This window comes from Roseiconus lacunae, assembly GCF_008312935.1.
In the GTDB taxonomy this organism is placed as follows: domain Bacteria; phylum Planctomycetota; class Planctomycetia; order Pirellulales; family Pirellulaceae; genus Stieleria; species Stieleria lacunae.
Map to the genome: position 1 here is coordinate 327,859 of NZ_VSZO01000079.1, position 20,395 is coordinate 348,253.

At 56.2% G+C, this 20,395-nt stretch carries 11 protein-coding genes; 5 read left to right on the plus strand and 6 right to left on the minus strand.

All coding sequences use genetic code 11. The features are described from left to right. The first annotated feature begins 5 nt into the window (after nt 1-5). The gene (locus FYC48_RS26865) at nt 6-3,029 is read left to right on the plus strand and encodes a CHAT domain-containing protein (protein ID WP_149499872.1); all 3,024 of its coding nucleotides are present in this window, start codon (nt 6-8) and stop codon (nt 3,027-3,029) included. A 263-nt stretch (nt 3,030-3,292) separates the two neighbouring features. On the opposite strand, the gene FYC48_RS26870 is transcribed toward FYC48_RS26865, so the two are convergent. Together FYC48_RS26870 and FYC48_RS26875 are read right to left on the minus strand one after the other, a co-directional pair. Further along, complete coding sequence (locus tag FYC48_RS26870) at nt 3,293-4,765, minus strand: DUF1501 domain-containing protein (protein WP_149499873.1); 1,473 nt, start codon at nt 4,763-4,765, stop codon at nt 3,293-3,295. A 77-nt stretch (nt 4,766-4,842) separates the two neighbouring features. Further along, a complete protein-coding gene (locus FYC48_RS26875; protein WP_160149790.1) occupies nt 4,843-8,094 on the minus strand; it encodes a DUF1553 domain-containing protein in 3,252 nt (1,083 codons plus the stop codon). A gap of 352 nt (nt 8,095-8,446) precedes the next feature. On the opposite strand from FYC48_RS26875, the gene FYC48_RS26880 reads away from it, so the two are divergent. From FYC48_RS26880 to FYC48_RS26890, 3 genes are all read left to right on the plus strand, one after another. Next, nucleotides 8,447-9,508: an NHL repeat-containing protein gene (locus tag FYC48_RS26880; protein ID WP_160149791.1), complete on the plus strand. Its 1,062-nt coding sequence runs from the start codon at nt 8,447-8,449 to the stop codon at nt 9,506-9,508. Between the two features lie 316 nt (nt 9,509-9,824). Next, entirely contained in the window at nt 9,825-10,439 is a 615-nt protein-coding gene (locus FYC48_RS26885; protein ID WP_200836713.1) for an RNA polymerase sigma factor, read from the plus strand. Next, nucleotides 10,436-12,820, plus strand: a complete 2,385-nt coding sequence (locus tag FYC48_RS26890; RefSeq protein WP_149499876.1) for a WD40 repeat domain-containing serine/threonine protein kinase — start codon at nt 10,436-10,438, stop codon at nt 12,818-12,820. Before FYC48_RS26885 ends, FYC48_RS26890 begins: the two co-directional genes overlap by 4 nt. 148 nt (nt 12,821-12,968) lie before the next feature. Here the strand turns inward: FYC48_RS26890 and rsgA are convergent, their stop codons facing one another. The 4 genes from rsgA to FYC48_RS26910 form a co-directional block, all read right to left on the minus strand. Further along, nucleotides 12,969-14,117 (minus strand): ribosome small subunit-dependent GTPase A, encoded by a 1,149-nt coding sequence (gene rsgA / locus FYC48_RS26895; RefSeq protein WP_149499877.1) that lies wholly within the window; start codon nt 14,115-14,117, stop codon nt 12,969-12,971. A 317-nt stretch (nt 14,118-14,434) separates the two neighbouring features. Continuing rightward, complete coding sequence (locus FYC48_RS26900) at nt 14,435-15,853, minus strand: phytoene desaturase family protein (protein WP_230776696.1); 1,419 nt, start codon at nt 15,851-15,853, stop codon at nt 14,435-14,437. Nucleotides 15,854-15,888: 35 nt separating this feature from the next. Continuing rightward, on the minus strand, nt 15,889-16,149 hold the full coding sequence (locus FYC48_RS26905) for an acyl carrier protein (protein ID WP_094417503.1): 261 nt from the start codon (nt 16,147-16,149) through the stop codon (nt 15,889-15,891). 440 nt (nt 16,150-16,589) lie between these two features. Further along, nucleotides 16,590-17,849, minus strand: coding sequence for a beta-ketoacyl-[acyl-carrier-protein] synthase family protein (locus FYC48_RS26910; protein ID WP_149499878.1), 1,260 nt, complete (start codon nt 17,847-17,849; stop codon nt 16,590-16,592). 372 nt (nt 17,850-18,221) lie between these two features. Here FYC48_RS26910 and FYC48_RS26915 point away from each other — a divergent pair, with 372 nt between their 5' ends. After that, entirely contained in the window at nt 18,222-20,318 is a 2,097-nt protein-coding gene (locus tag FYC48_RS26915; RefSeq protein ID WP_315853789.1) for a prenyltransferase/squalene oxidase repeat-containing protein, read from the plus strand. Nucleotides 20,319-20,395 lie beyond the last annotated feature (77 nt).

The window sequence follows — 20,395 nt, forward strand, 5'->3', positions numbered from 1 at the left end:
CAGACATGAAGGCGCGAAAAGCGAATCAGTCCCAAAGGGCGTCTTACCCGATCACGCGAACGACTTGGGGTGGGGCATTGCTGGCGATCCTGTTTTTAATCTGCGTTCCAACGACTGTCGTCGGCCAGGGGGCAGGGCTTGGCCCCAGTTTAGGACTCGAGCCGACGGGAGTTTCCTATCCTTCGCCGCAGTATTACATGGCACTAGAGGTCTACCGCAGCGGTGACTTAGAAGCTGCGCTCGATGCCTTCGACATTGCGATCGGACGTACCCGCCGGGATATCAACGGGCATTGGATCGACGCGATACCGGTTTATGCGATGATGGGCGAGGCGCAGTATCAGCTCGGTGATCTTGAAGCGGCAATGCAAAGCTTAGACATGGCGTTGAAGATCGCGATCCGCTATCGCAGCCAACGCTGGTTGGCTCGACCTGTTTGGACGGAGGTATTGCAAGGCCAAGCGGTGCAGACGCCGAAACAGTACCTCTGGCCCGAAGCAAAGGCCGTTAGCATTGCGCCGCTTGCCAGGTCGGTGAAGTATTACTCGGGCGAACAATTGACCGAGCAAAGTTTCCAAACACCCGGTCCGATCGAAGAGCTGAATATCAAGACCATCGACATGGTCGAAGTGATGCGTGGTCTGGCGCTCGCGTCTTATCGCCGGCGCATCATCTTGGGACCGCTCTCGGAAAACGATCCGTTGGCGACCGAGGTGATCGAGAGCACCAAGTATCCCCGTGGGTTGCAGGTGCCGATCGCACGCAACCTGATCGGTTGCATGCGGGCGGCGGAGCGTTTTGGGGCGATGCAAGATGACCGAGCAATCGAAGATGCCGCTAAAGTCAGCGGTGAAATGGGGCGAGTTCACTCGCTCGCACCGGTCGTCGGATTGGCAGCCGCGTCGGCAATCGCCGGAACGGACAAACCCGAAGCCGCGGTACCGATTTGTTTGCAAGTGGCCAACCAAGCGGCCGCGCTGGGGTACTTCGAGCTCGTCGGCGAGGCCCTGCAATTGGCCGCCGGTTGTGCGAACCAACAGAACGCCGCCGTCGTTCAACAGGCGTCGCAAGTCGCGGCGGCGAGTTTGTTGCGCAAGTCGCGTTTCGCAACATTGCAAATCTTACTTGCCGCGGCTGACGCTGCCGTTACCGCCGGTGACGTTCAAACCGCGACCGCTCGGTTGGGCGAAGCAAAGACGATCGCCGTCCGCCGGGATGTCGCTCAGCCGCGTCTAGATGCCTACGGCGCCTACATCGCAGCCAGGATTGCCGCCCGAACCGGAATTTTGACCGATGGCAACGCGACCGTTCGTCCGTGGGAAGAACCGGTTCAGCAAATGATTAACTTTGCCACCAACAGCCGATTGAAACGTCGGAACCTAATCAGCATGCCGCGGCTCTATCAACTCCAACGTGTCCGTTTGGCACTCGGCGGCAACATGGACATGCAGTCGCTCGATCTACTGCTGCAGTTATATTCCGATGCGCCAACAATCGATACTTGGCGACGAGATCCGGTCAATGCGATCGCCGGACACATCGCAAATCCAGAGGCGTTGCGTCTTGCCAGACTGCGTACTGTCGCTTCGCGTGAAAGTGCGTTAGATGTCTTACTGCGAATGGAGGACCTGTTGACCGGACGTTTGGATAGTCAGCTTGCACTCGGCGGGCGTGTGCATCAAGTTCGGACTTTGGCTCGGATGCCCGATGATCTGGTCGAAAAAGACGTCGTCGCCTTTCGCAATACTGCGCCAAAATCCATTCGTGACCTGCGGGCGGCGACAAAAGCAATTGCCGATGGAAACGCCGGTGACCCGTCGCTGTTAAACGCAAAGCTGGAAGCCGCCGAAGCCGATGCATGGGAGATCGCACTCGACCGCTATGTGACGCCCCGCGTTGTCCCTCGTCGCCTGGACCAAAAGAAGCCGATCGAATCGCTGCCGGCTGATGTCGCGATGTTGGTGTTCTACCAAGACAACGCTGTCTACCATGCGGTCCTTTGCACGAAACAAAAAGCGAGTTATTGGTCCATCAAAGGTGGCTCACGACTGGGGGCCGAAATCGCCAAGGTAACTCGGGCGATCGGAGCGTCACAGGCTCGCGGGTCACGTCTTCCCGAAGATGAGAGTTGGCGAAAGGACGCGGTCAACTTGCGTGATCGACTGATTTCCACCAGTGCCGCACCGCTGCTAGAAGACCGGCTCAATGGGATCAAGCGATTGGTGGTGATCCCTGATGGCCTGTTGTGGTACCTGCCGTTTGAGATCCTTCCGGTTGACGATTCGGAGTCGCCGCTATTAGGCGACGCCATCGAAATTCGCTATGCGGCTTCGCCGGCGCTCGCGATCTACCCGACCGCCGCGCCTCCGGTGAAGGGCGAGGTCGCACTAGCGGCTGGCAAAATTTTCGCGCCGCGCGAAATGGAAACCAACGAACAGATGATCCTGTCCATTGCCGAGTCGGCAGCGGCCGGTGTTGTTCGGCTGCCTCAAGACGCCGCCGTGCCGACCAGTCGTAGCGGGTTGTTGGGGTCCCATTTGATCGTGGCCGACACGACCGTTCCGAATCCTAAGGCGGTGCTACAAACTCCGCTTGCCAGTTTCGAATCGGCGATGCCTTATGGAATGCTAGGGGACTGGTTGCGTACCGCTGCCCCGACACCGTCTAGCGTCTTCCTCTCCGGGTTCCGTTCGCACTTGGAGACACCGCAGCAAGTCTCTGGGAACGAATTGGCACTTACTCTGATGTCGCTTCAATACGCCGGCGTGCAAGATGTCACAATCAGTCGCTGGGCTGTCGGAGGAAATTCGACCGCCACATTGCTTCGCGAATATGCTCAAGAATTGGGGTTCATGCCACCATCTGAAGCACTGGCGAGAGCGAAGGATGTGCTTCGTCGAACGGAACTCGCACCATCGGCCGAGCCGACGCTTTCCAAAGGCGACTTAGACCGCAGCACGTTGACCGGTGGTCAGCCATTTTTCTGGGCAGGCTACCTTCACGCATCGCCGATTAAGGACGGCAACTAACGCTTCGTCTCGGACGGACCTAAGGTTCGCTGATCCGTCAACGGGCATTCGCCCCGGTGATTGCACCGAAACCGTGGCAAACGCGATGCGGCTTATCCTAATTTCGAATGCTGACGAAACTTTGGTGCTTCGTCAGACCGAATGTTTGGCAGCGGCTTATCGATCACGCCCGACACTTGAATTGCAAGAATGCAACGTAGACGGCACCTTAGCTTTTCCGCAGAACGCTGGCTTCGTACATTTACTTTGGTGATCAAGTTTATCTAAGCGATGAGGGATTTGATCACATGGGCCGGTTCCACACCGGTCAGCTTTTGATCGAGCCCTTGGAATCGATAGGTAAATCGTTCGTGGTCAAACCCGAGCAGTTCCAGTACCGTCGCATGAAAGTCACGGATGTGGACGGGATCTTTCACGATGTTGTAACTGAATTCATCTGTCTCGCCGTAGATCGTTCCACCTTTGGCACCACCTCCGGCCATCCACATCGTGAAACAGCGAGGGTGATGGTCGCGTCCATAGTTGTCACGTGACAAGCGACCTTGGGTGTAGATCGTGCGTCCGAATTCGCCGCCCCAAATTACCAAGGTGTCATCTAACATTCCGCGTTGTTTGAGATCTTCCAGGAGTGCATAGCAGGGACGATCGACGTCTTTGCACTGACTGGGCAATCGGCCCGCCAAATTGCCGTGGTGGTCCCAGTTGTTGTGATACACCTGGATGAATCGCACGCCGCGTTCGGCAAGTCGACGAGCCATCAGCGCCGTATTGGCAAACGTTCCCGGCTTTTTAGCTTCTTCACCATACAGCTCAAACGTGTGCTTCGATTCACTGGCCAAGTCCGTCAATTCTGGGACGCTCGCTTGCATCCGGTAAGCCATTTCGTACTGTTGGATTCGCGTCGCAGTGTTGGGGTCGTGTGATTGCTGAAGACTCAGGCGGTTAAGTTCGTTCAGCTGCTCGATCGATCGTTTCCGCAGGTGATCGGGCACGCCGGGTGGATTATTGATGTAAAGAATTGGGTCGCCGGAACTTCGGAACGACACACCAGCGTGTTCTCCGGGCAAATATCCTGAATGCCACAAGCGGGCCGAGATTGCTTGCTCTTGTTCTCGATTACTCGGGATTGCGACAAGGACGACGAATGCGGGAAGGTTTTCGTTCATCGAACCCAGGCCATACGATGCCCACGATCCCAAGCAAGGCCGTCCGGTCACTTGGTTTCCGGTTTGCATCGCCGCGATCGCCGGTTCGTGATTGATCGCTTCGGTGTTCAGAGATCGCATCCAGCAGATCTCGTCAGCTTTTTTGGCAAGATTTGGCAGCAGTTCTTGATTGATCCACATGCCGCATTCGCCCGCCCGTGTAAAGCTGTACTTTGACGGCGAGATGGGGAACCGTGATTGCCCACTGGTCATCGTCGTTAGGCGTTGGCCGTTACGAATCGATTCTGGTAGGTCTTTGTCGTACCAATCATTCATTTGGGGTTTGTAATCAAACAAATCCATCTGCGACGGTCCGCCTACCATATGCAGATAAATCACCCGCTTGGCTTTGGGCGGAAAATGCGTCGGCACTGCCCCGGGGCGTCCTTGGAGCGGATTGGCTTCGGCTAACGCCGGTCCGGTGCCCAGCGTATTTCCCAGAAGCGACATCATCGCGGCGCTACCGAGCAGATTGCGGCCGGTCGTAAAGAATTGTCGGCGGGTGACAAAATCAGGGTGAGTGAGGTCCATCGGATAGCTCGGGGCTCGATCGGATAACGGTGAAAGATTCGCGTTGCGGTAGAAGACGGTAAGCGACCCGGCGACCACTACTTACAGAGCACTTCATCCAGATTCATGATCTGGTTGCAAAGTAATGTCCAGCCGGCAAGCTTGCTCGCTGAGATATCGCCGGGTGTGGGGCTTTCGCCGATCCCGATCAACTTTTCGGCGTCGTCGGGATGCCGTTCATAATAGGTCAGGTATTCTTGCAAGCTCTTTTCGATGATCGCCAGTTCTTCATCGGAAATGGTGCGGCAAAGGACATGTTCGGTCGCGTGCCGAATTGCGGCGACAGAATCATCGGGCGATTTTGCCAGTGCGTTTTGCGCCAGTTGACGAGCCGCCTCGACAAACTGTGGGTCATTCAAAGTCACCAGAGCTTGCAGCGGCGTATTGGTCCGCTCTCGACGAACGACACAGAACTCACGACTCGGTGCGTTAAAAGCTTCGAGATTGGGGGGCGGCGCCATGCGTTTCCAAAAGCTGTAAACCGTCCGGCGGTAAAGGCCGTCGCCCTTGTCCTGAACATAGTTGCGTGTATCGCTTCCCGGCAGTCCGACAATGCTCCAAATCTCACCGGGTTGGTAAGGTTTAACACCGGGGCCGAACATTTTCGGCGAAAGCAGATCGGCGCTGGCCAAAGCGGCATCGCGAATCATCTCGGCATCCATTCGGAATTTTGGTCCTCGAGAAATCAACGCGTTATCGGGGTCTTTTTCGAGCGACTGCTCAGTCACTCTAGCGGCCTGACGATAGGCGGCACTTTCAAAGACCTGTTTATAAAACCGTTTGACATCCCAGCCGTTTTCGACAAAGTCGACGGCCAAGTAATCCAGCAGCGGCTGATTCGAAGGGGAGGCGCCGGTGATTCCAAAGTCTTCGCTGGTGACGACTAAGCCGTGCCCAAAAACCTGTTGCCAAAACCGGTTGACGGTCACCCGTGGGGTCAGCGGGTTTGCCGGATCGATCAACCATCGTGCGAGACCTAAGCGATTTTTGGGCTGACCTTCACCCATTGGATGCAAGGCCTTGGGGGGGGCGGCGGAAACGGCATCACCGACCTGATCGTATTGTCCACGGATCAGCATGTTCGCCATCGCGGGCGAGTCCTTTTCACGCTGAATGTGCGTGATCGGGCTTCGAGCTTCGATCGCCGTTTTCTCGGCTTGAAGCTGATCGACTTTGGCGGCGAGCGTGGGATACTGTTCATCGAGCACATCGAAGTAGAAGCTCTCGACGAAGCTTCGATCCTTCCCTTGAATCGAAAACGAATCATTTTCATCGGTGAGTGCGGCTTGATGCCGAGCGACCAAGTCGGCAACTTGATTCAGCCGTGCGAGCAGCGCGACTTCATCGGGGGCGAGCGCCCGTCGATATAACCGAAGCTGGGAAACGGACAGACCTTCAAGGCTTTGTTCGCCGAATCGAGATCCGATTTGAAGTGGCACGTCGGTGAGTAAGTTAGCCCGCGGTTGAAGCGAATTCTTTTCCGCTCGCAACGCGACCGATTTTCCGTCGACATACAACTTGATGCCTCCAAACTTGGAGGAGCCGTCGTACGTGAACGAGACGTGTTGCCATTGTCCCGGGCGAAGGACACCGTTGGTCGAAGTTGCTTTTAGCGCGTTGTCGGGCCAAGCGTCGATCAGATGGACGGCAAGCGAGTTGCCTTGCCGAAATAGGTCCCAGCCGCGATGGGCGTTGGGGGGATCCATCTTGGCGATAATGCCTCCGCCGCCTCCTTGGGGGACGTTGATCCAAGCGGCCACAGAGAACGGTTCGTCAAATTGTTGTTTGCCTGCCGATCCGAGTGAGATCGTGCCATCTTTCTGAAGCACCGGCGCGAGGGCACGGTTTGATTTCTCTTCCCACACCAAGTCGTGGGTGACATGAACGGTAGCGTTCAAATCGCCTGTGATCGCCAGATCATTCCCCCGACCTTCATCTAATGGTGCGTGCAACGCCAGGCGTTCGGCGGGAAGCTTGCCTCGCAAGTGGTCCGGATTCACGGTGCGAATCCACTCGTCGATCTTGGCAATTGTTTGTTGACGATGCTGGTCTCTCGCTTGTACCGCGCTCGCGATCTCACCCGGTAAAGCGTCCCACCGAGGGCGATCGGCATCGGTGGGTAAATACAAGATCGGCCCCAGGCCGTCTTTGCGATTGCCGTCTTTGGGACGCTGGGTGGTGTTTCGAAAGAATGCGGCGAGTGAATAATAATCCTTCATCGAAATCGGATCGAACTTGTGATCATGGCATTGGGCACAGTTGGTTGTTAAACCGAGGAAGACCCAGCCAAACGTTTGCACTCGATCGGCCGCATAGAGCGCCATGTTTTCTTCATCGATTGTCCCGCCTTCATTGGTGGTGATGTTGCAACGCTGAAACCCCGTGGCAACCAGTTGCGACTCGGTGGGGGCGTCAAGCAAGTCGCCGGCGAGTTGTTCGACGACAAACTGATCGAAGGCTTGGTTTTCATTGAAGGCACGAATGACCCAATCACGATACGGCCACATCTCTCGATAGTTATCGAAATGCAAACCATGGGTATCTCCATAACGAGCCGCATCCAGCCAATAACGCGCGCGGTGTTCGCCCCAAGTGGGGCGGCTCATCAAACGATCGATCCATTGACGATAGGCTTCGTCGCCGCCGGCCGCATAGTCATTCTCGAAAGCCTTCCGATCATCTGGCGAGGGTGGCAAGCCGGTGATGTCCAAGTGCAATCGGCGAAACAAGACACTCGGCGATGCTTCTGGCATCGGTGATAGTCCGGCGTCTTTTAATGCCGAATACACGTAGTCATCAATTTCGTTTTTTCGCCAAGCAAGGTCTGCTTGCTGCGTCGGCGTTTCGATCACGGGGGCAACGAACGACCAGTGCTTCTGAAACTCCGCTCCCTGTTCGATCCAATGGGTCAGAATTTGTTTCTGCTCGTCACTGATTGATTTCTTGGTATGCGGCGGAGGCATGATCAAATCGGGATCATCCGTCGTGATCCGCGCGATCAATTCACTGGCGTCGGGATTACCCGGCACGACGGCCGACATTTCGAGCGCGCTATCTGATTGATCGAGCCGAAGGTCAGCAGCGCGGGAATGGTCGTCCGGCCCATGGCAGGCGAAGCAGAAGTCCGCCAAGATCGGACGCACGTCGCGGTTGTAGTCGATCTTGTCGGAGCCGACGGCTTGGTTTGTGCTGCCGGGGCAAGCGGTTAGAAAACCAATCGCGGTGAGACACGCGAACGTTCGCATCAATGTGGATGCAAGACTTAATCGAAGACGTACAATCCGTCTCATCAAAAATCCTCTAATTGAGATGTTGGTCGCAGGAGACCCGATCAATCGTCGGCCAATCTTTGGGGGAAGATTGGATCGCAGAATCCGTCGACATCGCTTCGACGCAATAGGATCTGCCGGGATCGTTGGTGAGTTGCCAAGACGACTCGGAATCGCCACGCACTGAGGTGTCTTGGGTGCGTGACCAAGCGAACGATTCCCAATTCCAGGTGGGGCCCTGATTGTAATTGAAATTCGGCGGTCAATCGACATGAGTTTTCCAGACCGCGATGATCGTTGGAAATCGTTTAGCTACAATCGGCGGAACGGTGCTTTGATTTGACGACCGGTTCGAACTCCCCCCTCCCTTTGTGTGGAAGCAAGATTAATGCGGATGCTTTGTTTGCTTTGGCTCGCCATCGCGGCGCAAGCCAACTGTGCTGCTGACTGGACGGTGTTTGCGGGAACCGGATCGGAAGACTCGCCGTCGGCTGATTCTCCGATGCCTGCCGATCAAGCCGCGATGCGGAACGTCTATGGGATCGAGGTCACTGCCGATGCCATTTTCTTTAGTACCGTCAACGACCATTCGATTTGGAAGTGCGATCACAACGGAATGTCACTGGTGCGTTACGCCGGAACTGGTCAAGCAGGATATGGGGGCGACGGAGGGCCGGCGCTCAAAGCAACGTTCAATAAGCCTCACGAAATCCGCGCCGATGCCAGTGGGAATCTGTTTGTCGCTGATACGTTTAATCATTGCGTTCGTCGAATCGACGGGCAAACCGGCGTCGTGACCACGATTGCTGGAAACGGCACCGCAGGTTTTTCCGGTGATGGTGGGCCGGCAGTCAGCGCCCAATTTGACCAGCCACACAGTATTGTGCTCGATGGGACGGGCGTTCTCGTTGCCGACACCCGCAACCATCGCTTGCGTCGCGTCGATTTGGCAACGGGGAACGTTCAAACCATCGGCGGAAACGGCAAGCGTCAACTGCCGACCGAAAACGCGGATGTGGCAAACGTTTCTTTATTTGGACCGCGTTCGCTGGCAATTGATGAAGACGCGATTTGGTTAGTCTTGCGGGAAGGCAACAGCGTGTGGCGAATCGATCGCGACACCGGAAAGATCAATCGAATTGCTGGGACGGGTAAGAATGGGCACGATGGTGACGGTGCTGATCCCTTGCGTGCGACATTCCGTGGTCCCAAGGGCATCGCAGTCGATTCACAAGGCAATCTGCTGATCGTCGACACCGAGAATCATGCGATGCGATATGTCGACCGAACCGCTGACGAAATCCGCACGCTGCCGGTGGGATCGAAAATGAAGCGTCCTCACGGGACGGCAGTCCTGTCAGTTGACGGTCAACCAGACCGATTTCTTGTTTCCGATTCGGAAAATCATCGCGTCTTGATTTCGCCGCTGCCCTAGACGACATCCAGAAGTCATGTCGCGCGAAGCGGCGCATTGCAAACTGGGAGGTCCGGGGGATTTGCGGTCCATCCGCAACCACACACTTGCCGCGGTGACAGCGAATGGCACCGCAGCCGTCATTAGAACTGGCCGAAAAATAGGGTGGGACACTGAAAGGTGGCCCAAAGTGTTCGGGTATTTACTATCGCGGCAAAAGGTATGGGTTCCCGGACTGGATTGGTCGGTATAATTTCGTTGTTATCGCTTGCTCGGCTCGTTGCGGCGCCGCTGAGGCTCACCGGGTTGGCGATCCTCGAGCCGAGACGACTATAGGGTGACCGACTCCCCAGTCACACGCGCGACGCTGTTGATGCGATTGCGCGATGCGAATGATTATGAAGCGTGGGAAGACTTCCTGCGCGATTACGGCCCGATGTTGTACCGGTTTGTACGCAGTCGGGGCCTACAGGATGCCGATGCTGCAGACATCGTTCAGGACGTGTTTCGACGCGTGGGGATGGCAATCGGAAAATTGGAATACGACAAAGAGAAGGGTGGGTTTCGGGCGTGGTTATTCACAATCACTCGCAATCGCCTGTACACCTACTTCGAAAAACAAAAGAAGACGGCCGGCAATACGGCCAACGACACGGCACAACTTGAATTGCTCTCCCAGGCGGCGGACGAGCGAAACGAGTTGGCTGAGCAATGGGAGCTCGAGCATTTGCGGTCGTTGGCGGCATCGGCAATGAGCCGAGTCGAGGAAAACTCCGACCCCAAGACTTGGTCGGCCTTCCGAATCACTGCGGTCGAAGGACGTTCGGCGGCCGAGGCGGCAGAGGAGTTATCGATGACGACGGGGGCGATTTATGTGGCCAAGAGTCGCGTGACGGCTCGCTTGCGTGCCGAAATTAAGAAACTGCAACAAGAGGAAGGGGACTTAGCATGAGTGTCTCCACTTGTCCTCCGCGTGATGTGCTCGAAGCTCTCGTCAACGGCCAGCTCAAAGGCGACTTGTTGGCAAGCACAACCGAACACGTTGGGTACTGCATCGATTGCCAATTTGTGATCGAGCAAATCGCGATCGGCGAATTGAAACAGGAAGTTGATGTGCCGATCGAAGCTTTGGTCGGCCAGGATGTGACTGCCCCTCCGCCAAGTGACTCGGCGTACTGGAAGGCGGTCCATCGTGTGTCGCGTCAATTTGACCCCAACCCCGTCGCCGATCACGAGGGTGTCGATCACGGGGATCCCGCATCGAGCGACGAGTCCTACGTCGCGCCGATTCACGACACTTCGGTCGAAGTCAAAAAGGCGACGGGTTCAGAGCAAACGAACGATTCTGATCCCGGACCGACGGTTGAAACTCCGGCAGTCCCCAATCTTTCATTTCTTAGGCCTTCCGACGATCCAGCTTACATTGGACGGTTGAATCATTTCGAAATCGCCCGGGTGATCGGTCGCGGCGGAATGGGAATCGTGCTCGAAGCGTTTGATACCCACCTGCACCGGACGGTCGCCATCAAGGTGCTTAATCCGGAGTACGACAAGAACGAGTTGGCACGCAAGCGGTTTTGCCGCGAAGCACGTGCTGCCGCCGCAATCTCTCACGAACACGTCGTGGCGATGCATAATGTCGCCAAAGAAGACGATGGCGGCTTGGCATTCTTGGTGATGCAATACATCGAAGGCGAAACACTTGAGAAACGCCTGGCGGATTCCAAGCCATTGCCGCAGAACGAGGCCGCTCGGATCGCCATGCAAATCGCCGCCGGCTTGGCCGCCGCCCATGAACGCGACATGGTTCATCGGGACATCAAACCTGCCAACATCTTGCTGGAACAAAAAACGACCCGCGTCAAGCTGACCGATTTTGGATTGGCCCGCGCCACCGACGATGTTCGCTTGACCAAGACCGGCATGGTGACCGGCACGCCGCTGTATATGTCGCCCGAGCAAGCGACCGGGGGAACCACCGACGAGCGTAGTGATCTGTTTTCGCTCGGTGCGGTGATGTATGAAATGACGACCGGTACGTCACCTTTCGAAGCGCCTTCGATCGTTGGCGTGATGAAGCGAATTATGGACGAAACGCCGGCGGCGCCATCGAAGCTGAACCCCGCTATCAATTCGACACTCTCTGAATTGATCATGGCGCTGTTGGAGAAAAACCCAGCTCGGCGGCCTGAGTCTGCGGCGTTTGTCGCCGAGACTTTAGCGGAGATCGTGTCGTCACTGGCGCCCATTTCGCCGCTGCAGGTCCCGTCCATTGGTTCGACGACAGCAAGGAAACTTCGTGGCAGTGGGACGCACCGATTGGTCTCTCGGAACACGCTTCGTGCCGCCTGGGCAGCCGGGTTAGTAGGCGTTGCGAGTTTGATTTTGGCCGTTGGTTTTTGGCTTAACGGTGGTGAAGTGGCACCCGATCGCGTCAGCCAAGATTTTCCATCTGTGGTGCTGCCCGGGAATCCTGGTACCGTTTGGTCGGTTGACTTCGATCCCATCGGTGAGCGTGTTGCGACAGCCATTGAAGACGGCAGCGTGCGGCTGTGGGATGTGAAAACTCAAAAGGTCCTACGCAGCTTTGAAGCTCATCGCGGCATCGCCTGGACGATTCAGTTCCACCCCACCAAACGCTTGGTCGCGACCAGCGGAGACGATGGTATGGTCAAGCTCTGGGATGCCGATTCGCTTGAACCGGTCCATGAATGGAAAGCCAGTTCGTCGGTCCGCAAAGTAGCCTTTTCACCAGACGGGGATAAAGTCGTTGCCGGTGACCGGGATGGATTGGTTCACATCTGGAGTATCGAAACCGGCGACGAGATCCTGACGACGTCGCAAGAAGGTTCAATCTTCTCCGTGGCTTGGTCGGGTGACGGGCGGCTAATCGCAACCGTCGGAAGCGACAAGGAAGTTCGTGTTTATGATGCCGAGACGTTGGAAAGCCGTCAAACTATGCACGGCCATCCCGGCCCGATCTACGACGTCGAATTCGCTCCCAAGGATAGTTTGCTTGCCACGGTTGGATGGGGAAAGTCATTGTTCATGTGGAATACCGCGACCGGTGAAAAGGAGTACTCACTGACCGATGAGTCCGGCGGTGACAATTGGAGCGTTTCGTTTTGTGCCGATGGAAGCCATGCGGTCGTCGGCGGCAATGACGGAACCTGCCGAATTTGGGACCTCGATACGAAAGAGCTAATTTCGTCACTCAGCGGTCACGAGTCCGCTGTCCACGATGTTTCGCTCGACCAAAGTCGGTACCAAATTGCTACCAGTGGCCGCGACGGTACCGTGCGAGTCTGGAATCTCGCCGGGATCGACAAGTAGCCCGATTGAAACGCTGAATGCCAGCTTGTAGAACCGCGGTTCGTTTCGACACCTTCGGGGAGAGTTGAAGCGCAAAGACGCTGACACTGCGATCTTGGCGGTGCGTGATGGAAATCATGCTGACGAAGCTCGTCGCAACGCGGTATCGCTATCGCGACAGCAATAAATCGTCTTCGAGCAAATGGCAATACGAATCGTAGCGTCGTGGATCGATCTTGCCGTCGGCAACGGCGTCTTTGACGGCGCAGTCGTCTTCGGTCAGGTGTAAGCAGTTTGAATAGCGGCAATGACCGACATGGGGTCTCAGGTCTGGCATTAGTCCGGCAACTTCCTCGGCGGTGATATCCCAAAGCTGGAACTGCCGAATCCCTGGCGTATCAAAGACGGCACCGGTCGCGTCACCTTGCAGTGGAATCAGCGTTGACGTGGTCGTCGTGTGCCTGCCTTTCTGGTTGTCCTGGCTAACCGAAGCAACGGCCAGCCCAAGCCCTGGCTGAACGGCATTGAGCAAGCTGCTTTTGCCGACTCCACTTTGCCCCGATAATGCGGTCTGCTTGCCACGTAGGAGCTCCCGTAAGTACTCGATGTTGATGCCACGTTCGGCGCTGGTCAACAACACGCGGTAGCCCAACGACGCGTACACGCCGATCAAGGGCTGTAACTTTCGACAGTCAATCAGGTCGCACTTGTTGATCACGATGACCGGGTTGACCCCACATTGTTGTGCGGTCAACAAGAACCGATCGACGAGCGCCGGTTTGAGCGACGGTTCTGCCGCGCTGGTCACGATCAGTAAATGGTCAACGTTGGCGGCGATGATGTGTTGTTGACCACGACTTTGACGGCTGATGACACCATGACGCGGGGCGACAAACTCGATCATGCCCGTATCTTCGCTTTCGGCGCGAAAGCGAACACGGTCACCGGCGACAACCGTGCCGCGTCCTTCGATGCTGATCGACTTGAGCACTTGACGAATGGCACAATCGAATCGTCGGCCATCGTCGGCCAGTACGGTATTACTCAATCCATGGGCGCAAATAACGCGTCCTGAGATCAGAGTGGGGTCTTCTTTGTCGTCCGCTTCGGTAGGACGATCGGCGTTCGCCCCGGCAACGGTTCTCTTACGCGTCAACTCGCCTTTGCCACTGACCCGTTCATTCTTTACCGCATCGGCTAGCGACTCGGTTTCACCGGAGTTGAACTGGCGGGTCAAGTCACCGTCACGCACGCGTCCTTGATAACGCTTGCGAAACTGGACTCTTGACGGCTTGTTCTTGGACCGCTTCTTCGCCATCTCTTTCGGAGTGTGCCGACTCTTAAGTTAGTGGTGATGCAGAAACAGGGCGTTCGATCGCACGAATGGCCGCGATTGCGTAGGCCAATGATCGGCTCGTTGCCGCGTGTCAGTGTTTGTTTTCAAGGCGACCCTCATCACTTTGTGCATCGTTCCAGGTCGGGTTTAGGGACCCGAACGTTCGCCGAGGTTAATCAGCAGCGATGGGACGATTGCCACTCGGCGAATGAAGTGCACCCAAAGTTATTGGTAGGAACAAAGCCTTTGTGTCGCGTCTGCCAGTGATTCGCCGTCTGATACTAAGGCATCAGGCAGGATTACGGCATCAGGCAGTGGCGATTGGCCATGCTGATCCCACTGACGATAGCCCCGACGATCCCAACAAATCCTTGATCGGTCCCGCACAAAAATACGTTAGGCAAGTGTGTGGTTCCGTCAAGCTGCTTGTCGGGTGCACCGTAGACGGCACCGTTGTCATGCCACGTAAATCGCCGAATGGTTTTCGGGGTGAAGACATCGGTATCGACTACATACTGACGAAAATCGGGCATAAAGCGAACCGATGAATTTACGGCCGCGTCGTACTGGCGAACTTTCTCGGCGGCGTAGTGGTCTTCCGGCAGGGCGCACCACTGATCGTGGTTGGCAAGCGTTGTGATCCGGATGACGCCATCGGGCAATTCGCCTTCGTCGGGCTCGTAGATGTAATTGTTGGGTGAGCAAATCACACCGGTTCGTGCATCGCAAAGAGCATCGTCGGGACGTTTCCAGTGAAATGTATCGCTGTCATTGTAGAACACGATTGTGCGATCAAACCCGAATGACTTTGGCATCCGATCTAAAATCGAAATCGACTCGATGAACGACAGTTTGCCCGCCTTGGCGACTTCAACCTCGGTAATGTCGTCGCACAACCGCATCGTTTCGACATTTCCGGCAGACGACAGGATTCGATTGGCGGTCAGTTCTGTGCCATTGTCCAAGACGACGCCGACGGCACGACCGTTTTCGACATGAATCTTAGAGACACCGCTACGTAATTTAAGTTCGCCGCCGAGGCCTCGGAATTTACGAACAAGATTCTTCAAAATGACGCGTACGCCTTTGAATGGCCGTCCGAATCCTTCCAGATAGCAGGCGCGAAACATGATGCAGAACTGCCCGAAGTCCATGTCGTCTTCGCGGGCGTTTCCGTACCACATCAGTGGGCAGAGCAGCATTTCGATCAGCAGCGGATCGCTGAGATGTTCACCCATGACGTCGCGAGCCGACCGCATAAAACGCTCGTCACCGCCGTCCATGTCCGAATAGTCCAACAGTGACTGACACAGCGAACGGTAGCCATCGATCTGTGTGGGAAAGCGTTCGGCGACCTCGTTCTCAAGAAGCTCGGCGTCGTTGCTGAAGTCCAGCGAGACACCGGGAAAGCGAATCGACGAACCAACCTGTTCGGCAAGCTTGAAATCTTCCCAGCTAAATCGCAACTGCCGAATCAGTTTTGCCAGCGGCCCTTTCTTCGATCCCTTGCGGGCGAAGTTCGTCATCGCGTGAAGGCCAACGTCGTAGTCACGTCCGCCCATGCGATAGAACGAGTTCAAACCGCCAATGGTGTAGTGGCGTTCGAGAATGCAAACCCGTTGGTCGTAATGGGCCAGCCGGATGCCTGCGGCTAGCCCACTCATGCCAGCCCCGATGATGATCGTATCGTAGTGCTGATTGCCGGCGGATTCGATCACAGCGGATTGCAGGGTGGTAGAGATAACGGTGGACGCTACGACTTGACGATGTCGCGCATCTTGGGTTCAAGGTACTCAACGGTCGAGCTCATGCTCGCCAAAGCACCGTAGTCCTCTTCGGGGATTTGAACACGGTGACGCTTACGCAATTCCATCACGATGTCCAGAAAGTCCATGCTGTCGAGTTCGAGTTGCTCGCGGAAGGCAACGTCGTCTTTCAAATCATCCAGATCTTCGTCCGGCGAAATGTCTTCGAGAATGTCAATGATTTCTTCGCGGATTTCGGCTGGCGTCATGTCTGCTAGAAAAGGAGGTGGAACGCGGAAATTGACTTGTCAAAGTGGGAGTGTACCGATTTCGGCACGAATTTCGAAGTGCCTGCGGGGACAGAATTTCTGTCAATCTTGCCGATGTTTCGTCGATGTCTCGGGAATGTCTCGGCCGCGTCGCGAAGGCGTCCTTTGGGCGAAACGGTGGGAGGCTCATCGCTTGTCGCCCTTCAACTCGATCGACGCCCCAGAACGATCAATGACCCGGAACACCAGCAGAAAATCAGGGGGGAAACGCGGCTCGGCGAGTGCTTCGTCAACCTCTAACATTAGGATTAGGCGATTGGCAATAGCCACGGTTTCGGTGCAATAACGGGCTAACGCTCGTCGGCTGATGCGGTGAATCCGACATTTCGTCGCCACGGATCACCAGCCGCATTACTTCGAATGCTATCGGGCCAGAAGGTCTAAACGCGTCCGATGATGACGACCGAGTTGATTCCCAACATTCCAAAGGAGTTGTTCAGGATGTAGTCGACTTTGCGGCCCTCTTGAGCTTCGTTGAGCACCAAGCCGGGCAGCGCACAGTTTTCGTCGAGTTCATCGACGTTGATCGTCGGGTGGACCACTCCATCGTCGAATGCAGGAAGATTACCGGCTAATTCAAGTGCCCCTGCGGCACCCATCGCGTGGCCAATGTAGCTCTTGGTGTTGTTGATCCGAACGTTCTCGCATTCGCCAAAGACACTGCGTAAGGCCTTGCATTCCTGCATATCACCGCTACTAGTTCCCGTCGCGTGGGTGCTAACGATGTCGATTTGGTCGGGTTGCAGGCCTGCTCGCTTGAGCGCCATCTGCACGCATTCGGCTTGTCGGTCTGGATTGGGCAACACGAAATCGGTCGCATCGGTATTCATCGCGTAACCGACCAGCTCACCATAGATTTCTGCCCCCCGGCGTTTGGCGTCACTGAGGCGTTCAAGCGTATAAAGGCAGCCACCTTCGGCGACCACGATACCGCTGCGGGCGACATCAAACGGTCGCGACGCCTTGGTCGGGTCATCGTGGTTCGCGAGCGCATTTTGACTGTTGAAGCTGGCGAAGATCCCGAAGGTATGGATGCTCTCACTGGTCCCCCCGGCGATCGCCACGTCGCATTCATTCAATCGTAGCATCTGGGCGCCCTGGATCAGCCCGGCGTTTCCGGCGGCGCATGCCGCCCCGATGGTGTAGTGAGGCCCCGTCACACCAAGGTTGAGCGCGATTTCCCCGGCCGGGTTATTGGCGACCGTTCGTGGGTTGTGGTGGTGGGACCAGCAGCTCGTGTCGTAGTCGAAACCTTTGATCACGTAGATTTCGTTTTCCGTTTCAACGTTTCCATGTTCGGTCACGCCCACGTAGATTCCGACGCGAGACTTGTCGACTTTTTCCCAGTCAATTCCCGAATGAACGAGGGCCTCGTTGGCCGCATAGACCCCCACACTGCCGGCACGGGTGCCACGACGGACGTCTTTTTTGGTCTGGTAGCGACGTGTATCAAAATCACAGATCCCGGCCAAGGTTTTGCCGAAGTAACGGATTTCATAGGGCTGGACGCCGCTACGTTTCTCCAACAAAGCCTCTCGATAAGTCTGCCAATCGTTGCCGTTGGGTGACGTCAGTCCGATCCCGGTGATGACGATCCGCTGGTCGTCGGGAAGCTGCGAGGCGAGGTTTGGTGCGATCACGTTGGTTGATTGCAAATCGGTAAAGGGGTGAGGTCCCGCGAAAACCGCTGAAACAGACGCCCCGGTTGCAAAATCTGCATCGGAGCGGAAGCGGACGGAGGCAACTCAGAGCCTAACAATTTCAAAGTTCTTGATCAATGATCCACGTTTTCGATTGAAGGTCCACGGTCCTGTCTCGCCCCCTGAGTGTTAGCGTGATGTGGCGTGTTTTTTTCGGAGTTGATCATTACCATCGATAGTGGACGATCCCGAATCGGTTACGCTAGAAAGCAGCCTTTCGGGCGAAAAAAGTAACGGCCGGTTTGTCGCTCACTTCGCCCCGCGAAGGGCGATGAACAGACTCTCCCTTTAGATCCTTACGACGAAGCGACGTTGTCTCTTTCCCCCCCAGCTAGCACACCGGTCGAAATCGCTCGCTCGCAGGCGCGGTGGGCGTTGGATCGTTTGCGGCGGCAGTTGCTTGAGGCACGACAGGAGGACGGTCACTGGACGGGGACGTTATCACCGAGTGCCCTGTCGACCGCGACGGCAGTTAGCGCGATGTGCGCGGTACTTGCGGATCGCGAAACTCACCCCAAAGCATCCGTCGACCGATCAAGCGTGTCGCTTCGGCAATTGATTCGTCGTGGGATGGACTATCTGCGCCGCCAACAAAACACCGATGGCGGTTTCGGCGATACCGATCGCAGCCATTCGAACATTGCGACAAGCTACCTCGTGCTTGCCGCGTCCACGCTCGCTGACAAGCGGGGATTCGATGCACTCGACCCTGGACAACTCGAACGCTTGAATGGGTACCTCGATCGGAGCGGGCGACTGAATGGCTTGCGCGCACGCTATGGCAAAGACAAGACGTTCGTCGTCCCCATCATGAACAACATGGCGATCGCGGGACTGATCTCCTGGGACGATGTCGCGGCACTTCCTTTTGAAGCGGCGATCTTCCCGCAGTCAATGTACCGTTTTCTGCAGATGCCGGTCGTTAGTTACGCGATTCCGGCGCTCGTCGCGATCGGACAAGCGAGGCATTTCCTAGGCCGAAAAACGGTGTTCCCGCTGCGGTTGCTCCGATCGATGTCAATCGGTCGAACCCTGCGTGTCCTGCGACGAATGCAACCCGAAAGTGGCGGCTATCTCGAAGCGACCCCTCTAACCGCGTTTGTGGTGATGAGTCTTGCGGCGACAGGTCGTAGTGGTTTGCAAGTGGTCGACGAAGGGCTGAAGTTTTTGCAAGCCTCGATTCTGGACGACGGAAGCTGGCCGATCGATACCAACTTAGCAACTTGGGTCACATCACTTTCGGTTCACGCGCTTGCATCCGATCCCGAAGACAATGGCGATTGGTACAGCGACGAGCTGTTGGATTGGCATTTGGGTTGTCAGCACCAAGAGCGTCACCCGTTCACCGGGGCCGAGCCGGGGGGCTGGGGCTGGACTGATTTGACAGGCGCGGTGCCCGACAGTGATGACACGCCGGCTGCGATCCTTGCTTTGGGGTGTATGCGTCGCTTTGCCGATGCCGCTCGAATCGAAAAATTGGATCAGGCGGTCCGTCAGGGTGAATCATGGCTGCGACGTCTGCAAAATCGAAATGGTGGTTGGCCGACGTTTTGCCGAGGCTGGGGAAAGCTGCCTTTCGATCGTAGCAGCACCGATTTAACGGCCCACGCGATTCGTGCGATTCGCTCGATCGATCACCAAGCGGCGGCCGACAAGGATCGCGTCGCGATTCGATCCGGCATTCGTTTTCTCGAACGCGAGCAACAGGTCAGCGGAGCCTGGTTACCGCTGTGGTTTGGCAACCAGGACCGCGAAGACGAATCCAATCCAATCTATGGTACGGCCAAGGTTTTAGTCGCCGGTGCGGTCTGTTCGAGCCGCCGAGACAAGGGGGTCGACTTTCTAATCCGCCAGCAAAACGCCGATGGTGGTTGGGGGGGCGGCCAATCGCTCTCCGAAAAGATCGCCAAGCTTGCCAAATCGGATCCAGAAATGCGAGAAATCGATCCAAAGTTTTCGCACGAAATCACCAGCAGCGTCGAAGAAACAGCGCTCGCGGTGGAAGCGTTGGCTGCGGTGTTGTTGCAACTAAGATCTGTCGAAAACGACGGCGAACAACCGTTTCAACGGTCCAATTCCGGGGCTCAGGTGTTAGAAAAGGGCGTATCGTCCAGTAATCGAGTCGTTGAAGTGACTGGCGGTGAGCTTCCTGGCAAGCGAAACAACCTTGTCGGCGGGCAAGTGGTTGCCGCTGGGAACGAGCCGGTGATCGAGGCTATACTACGTGGAGTCGAATTCTTGGTGCAAAGTGTTCGCGACCGACGGCACGAGGTTGCTTGGCCGATTGGATTTTATTTCGCGAAGCTTTGGTACCACGAGCGGCTGTACCCATTGATTTTTGCGACGACCGCATTGGGGAAATTCCTGCGGGCAACGGAAACAGAAATCAATCATCACTGGCCAAAGTGAACGAACGCCCGACTTGATCGGCAGGCCAATGGCCAGTCCTACCTCAATGATCCCACACCTCCGCCCATCTACCTTTG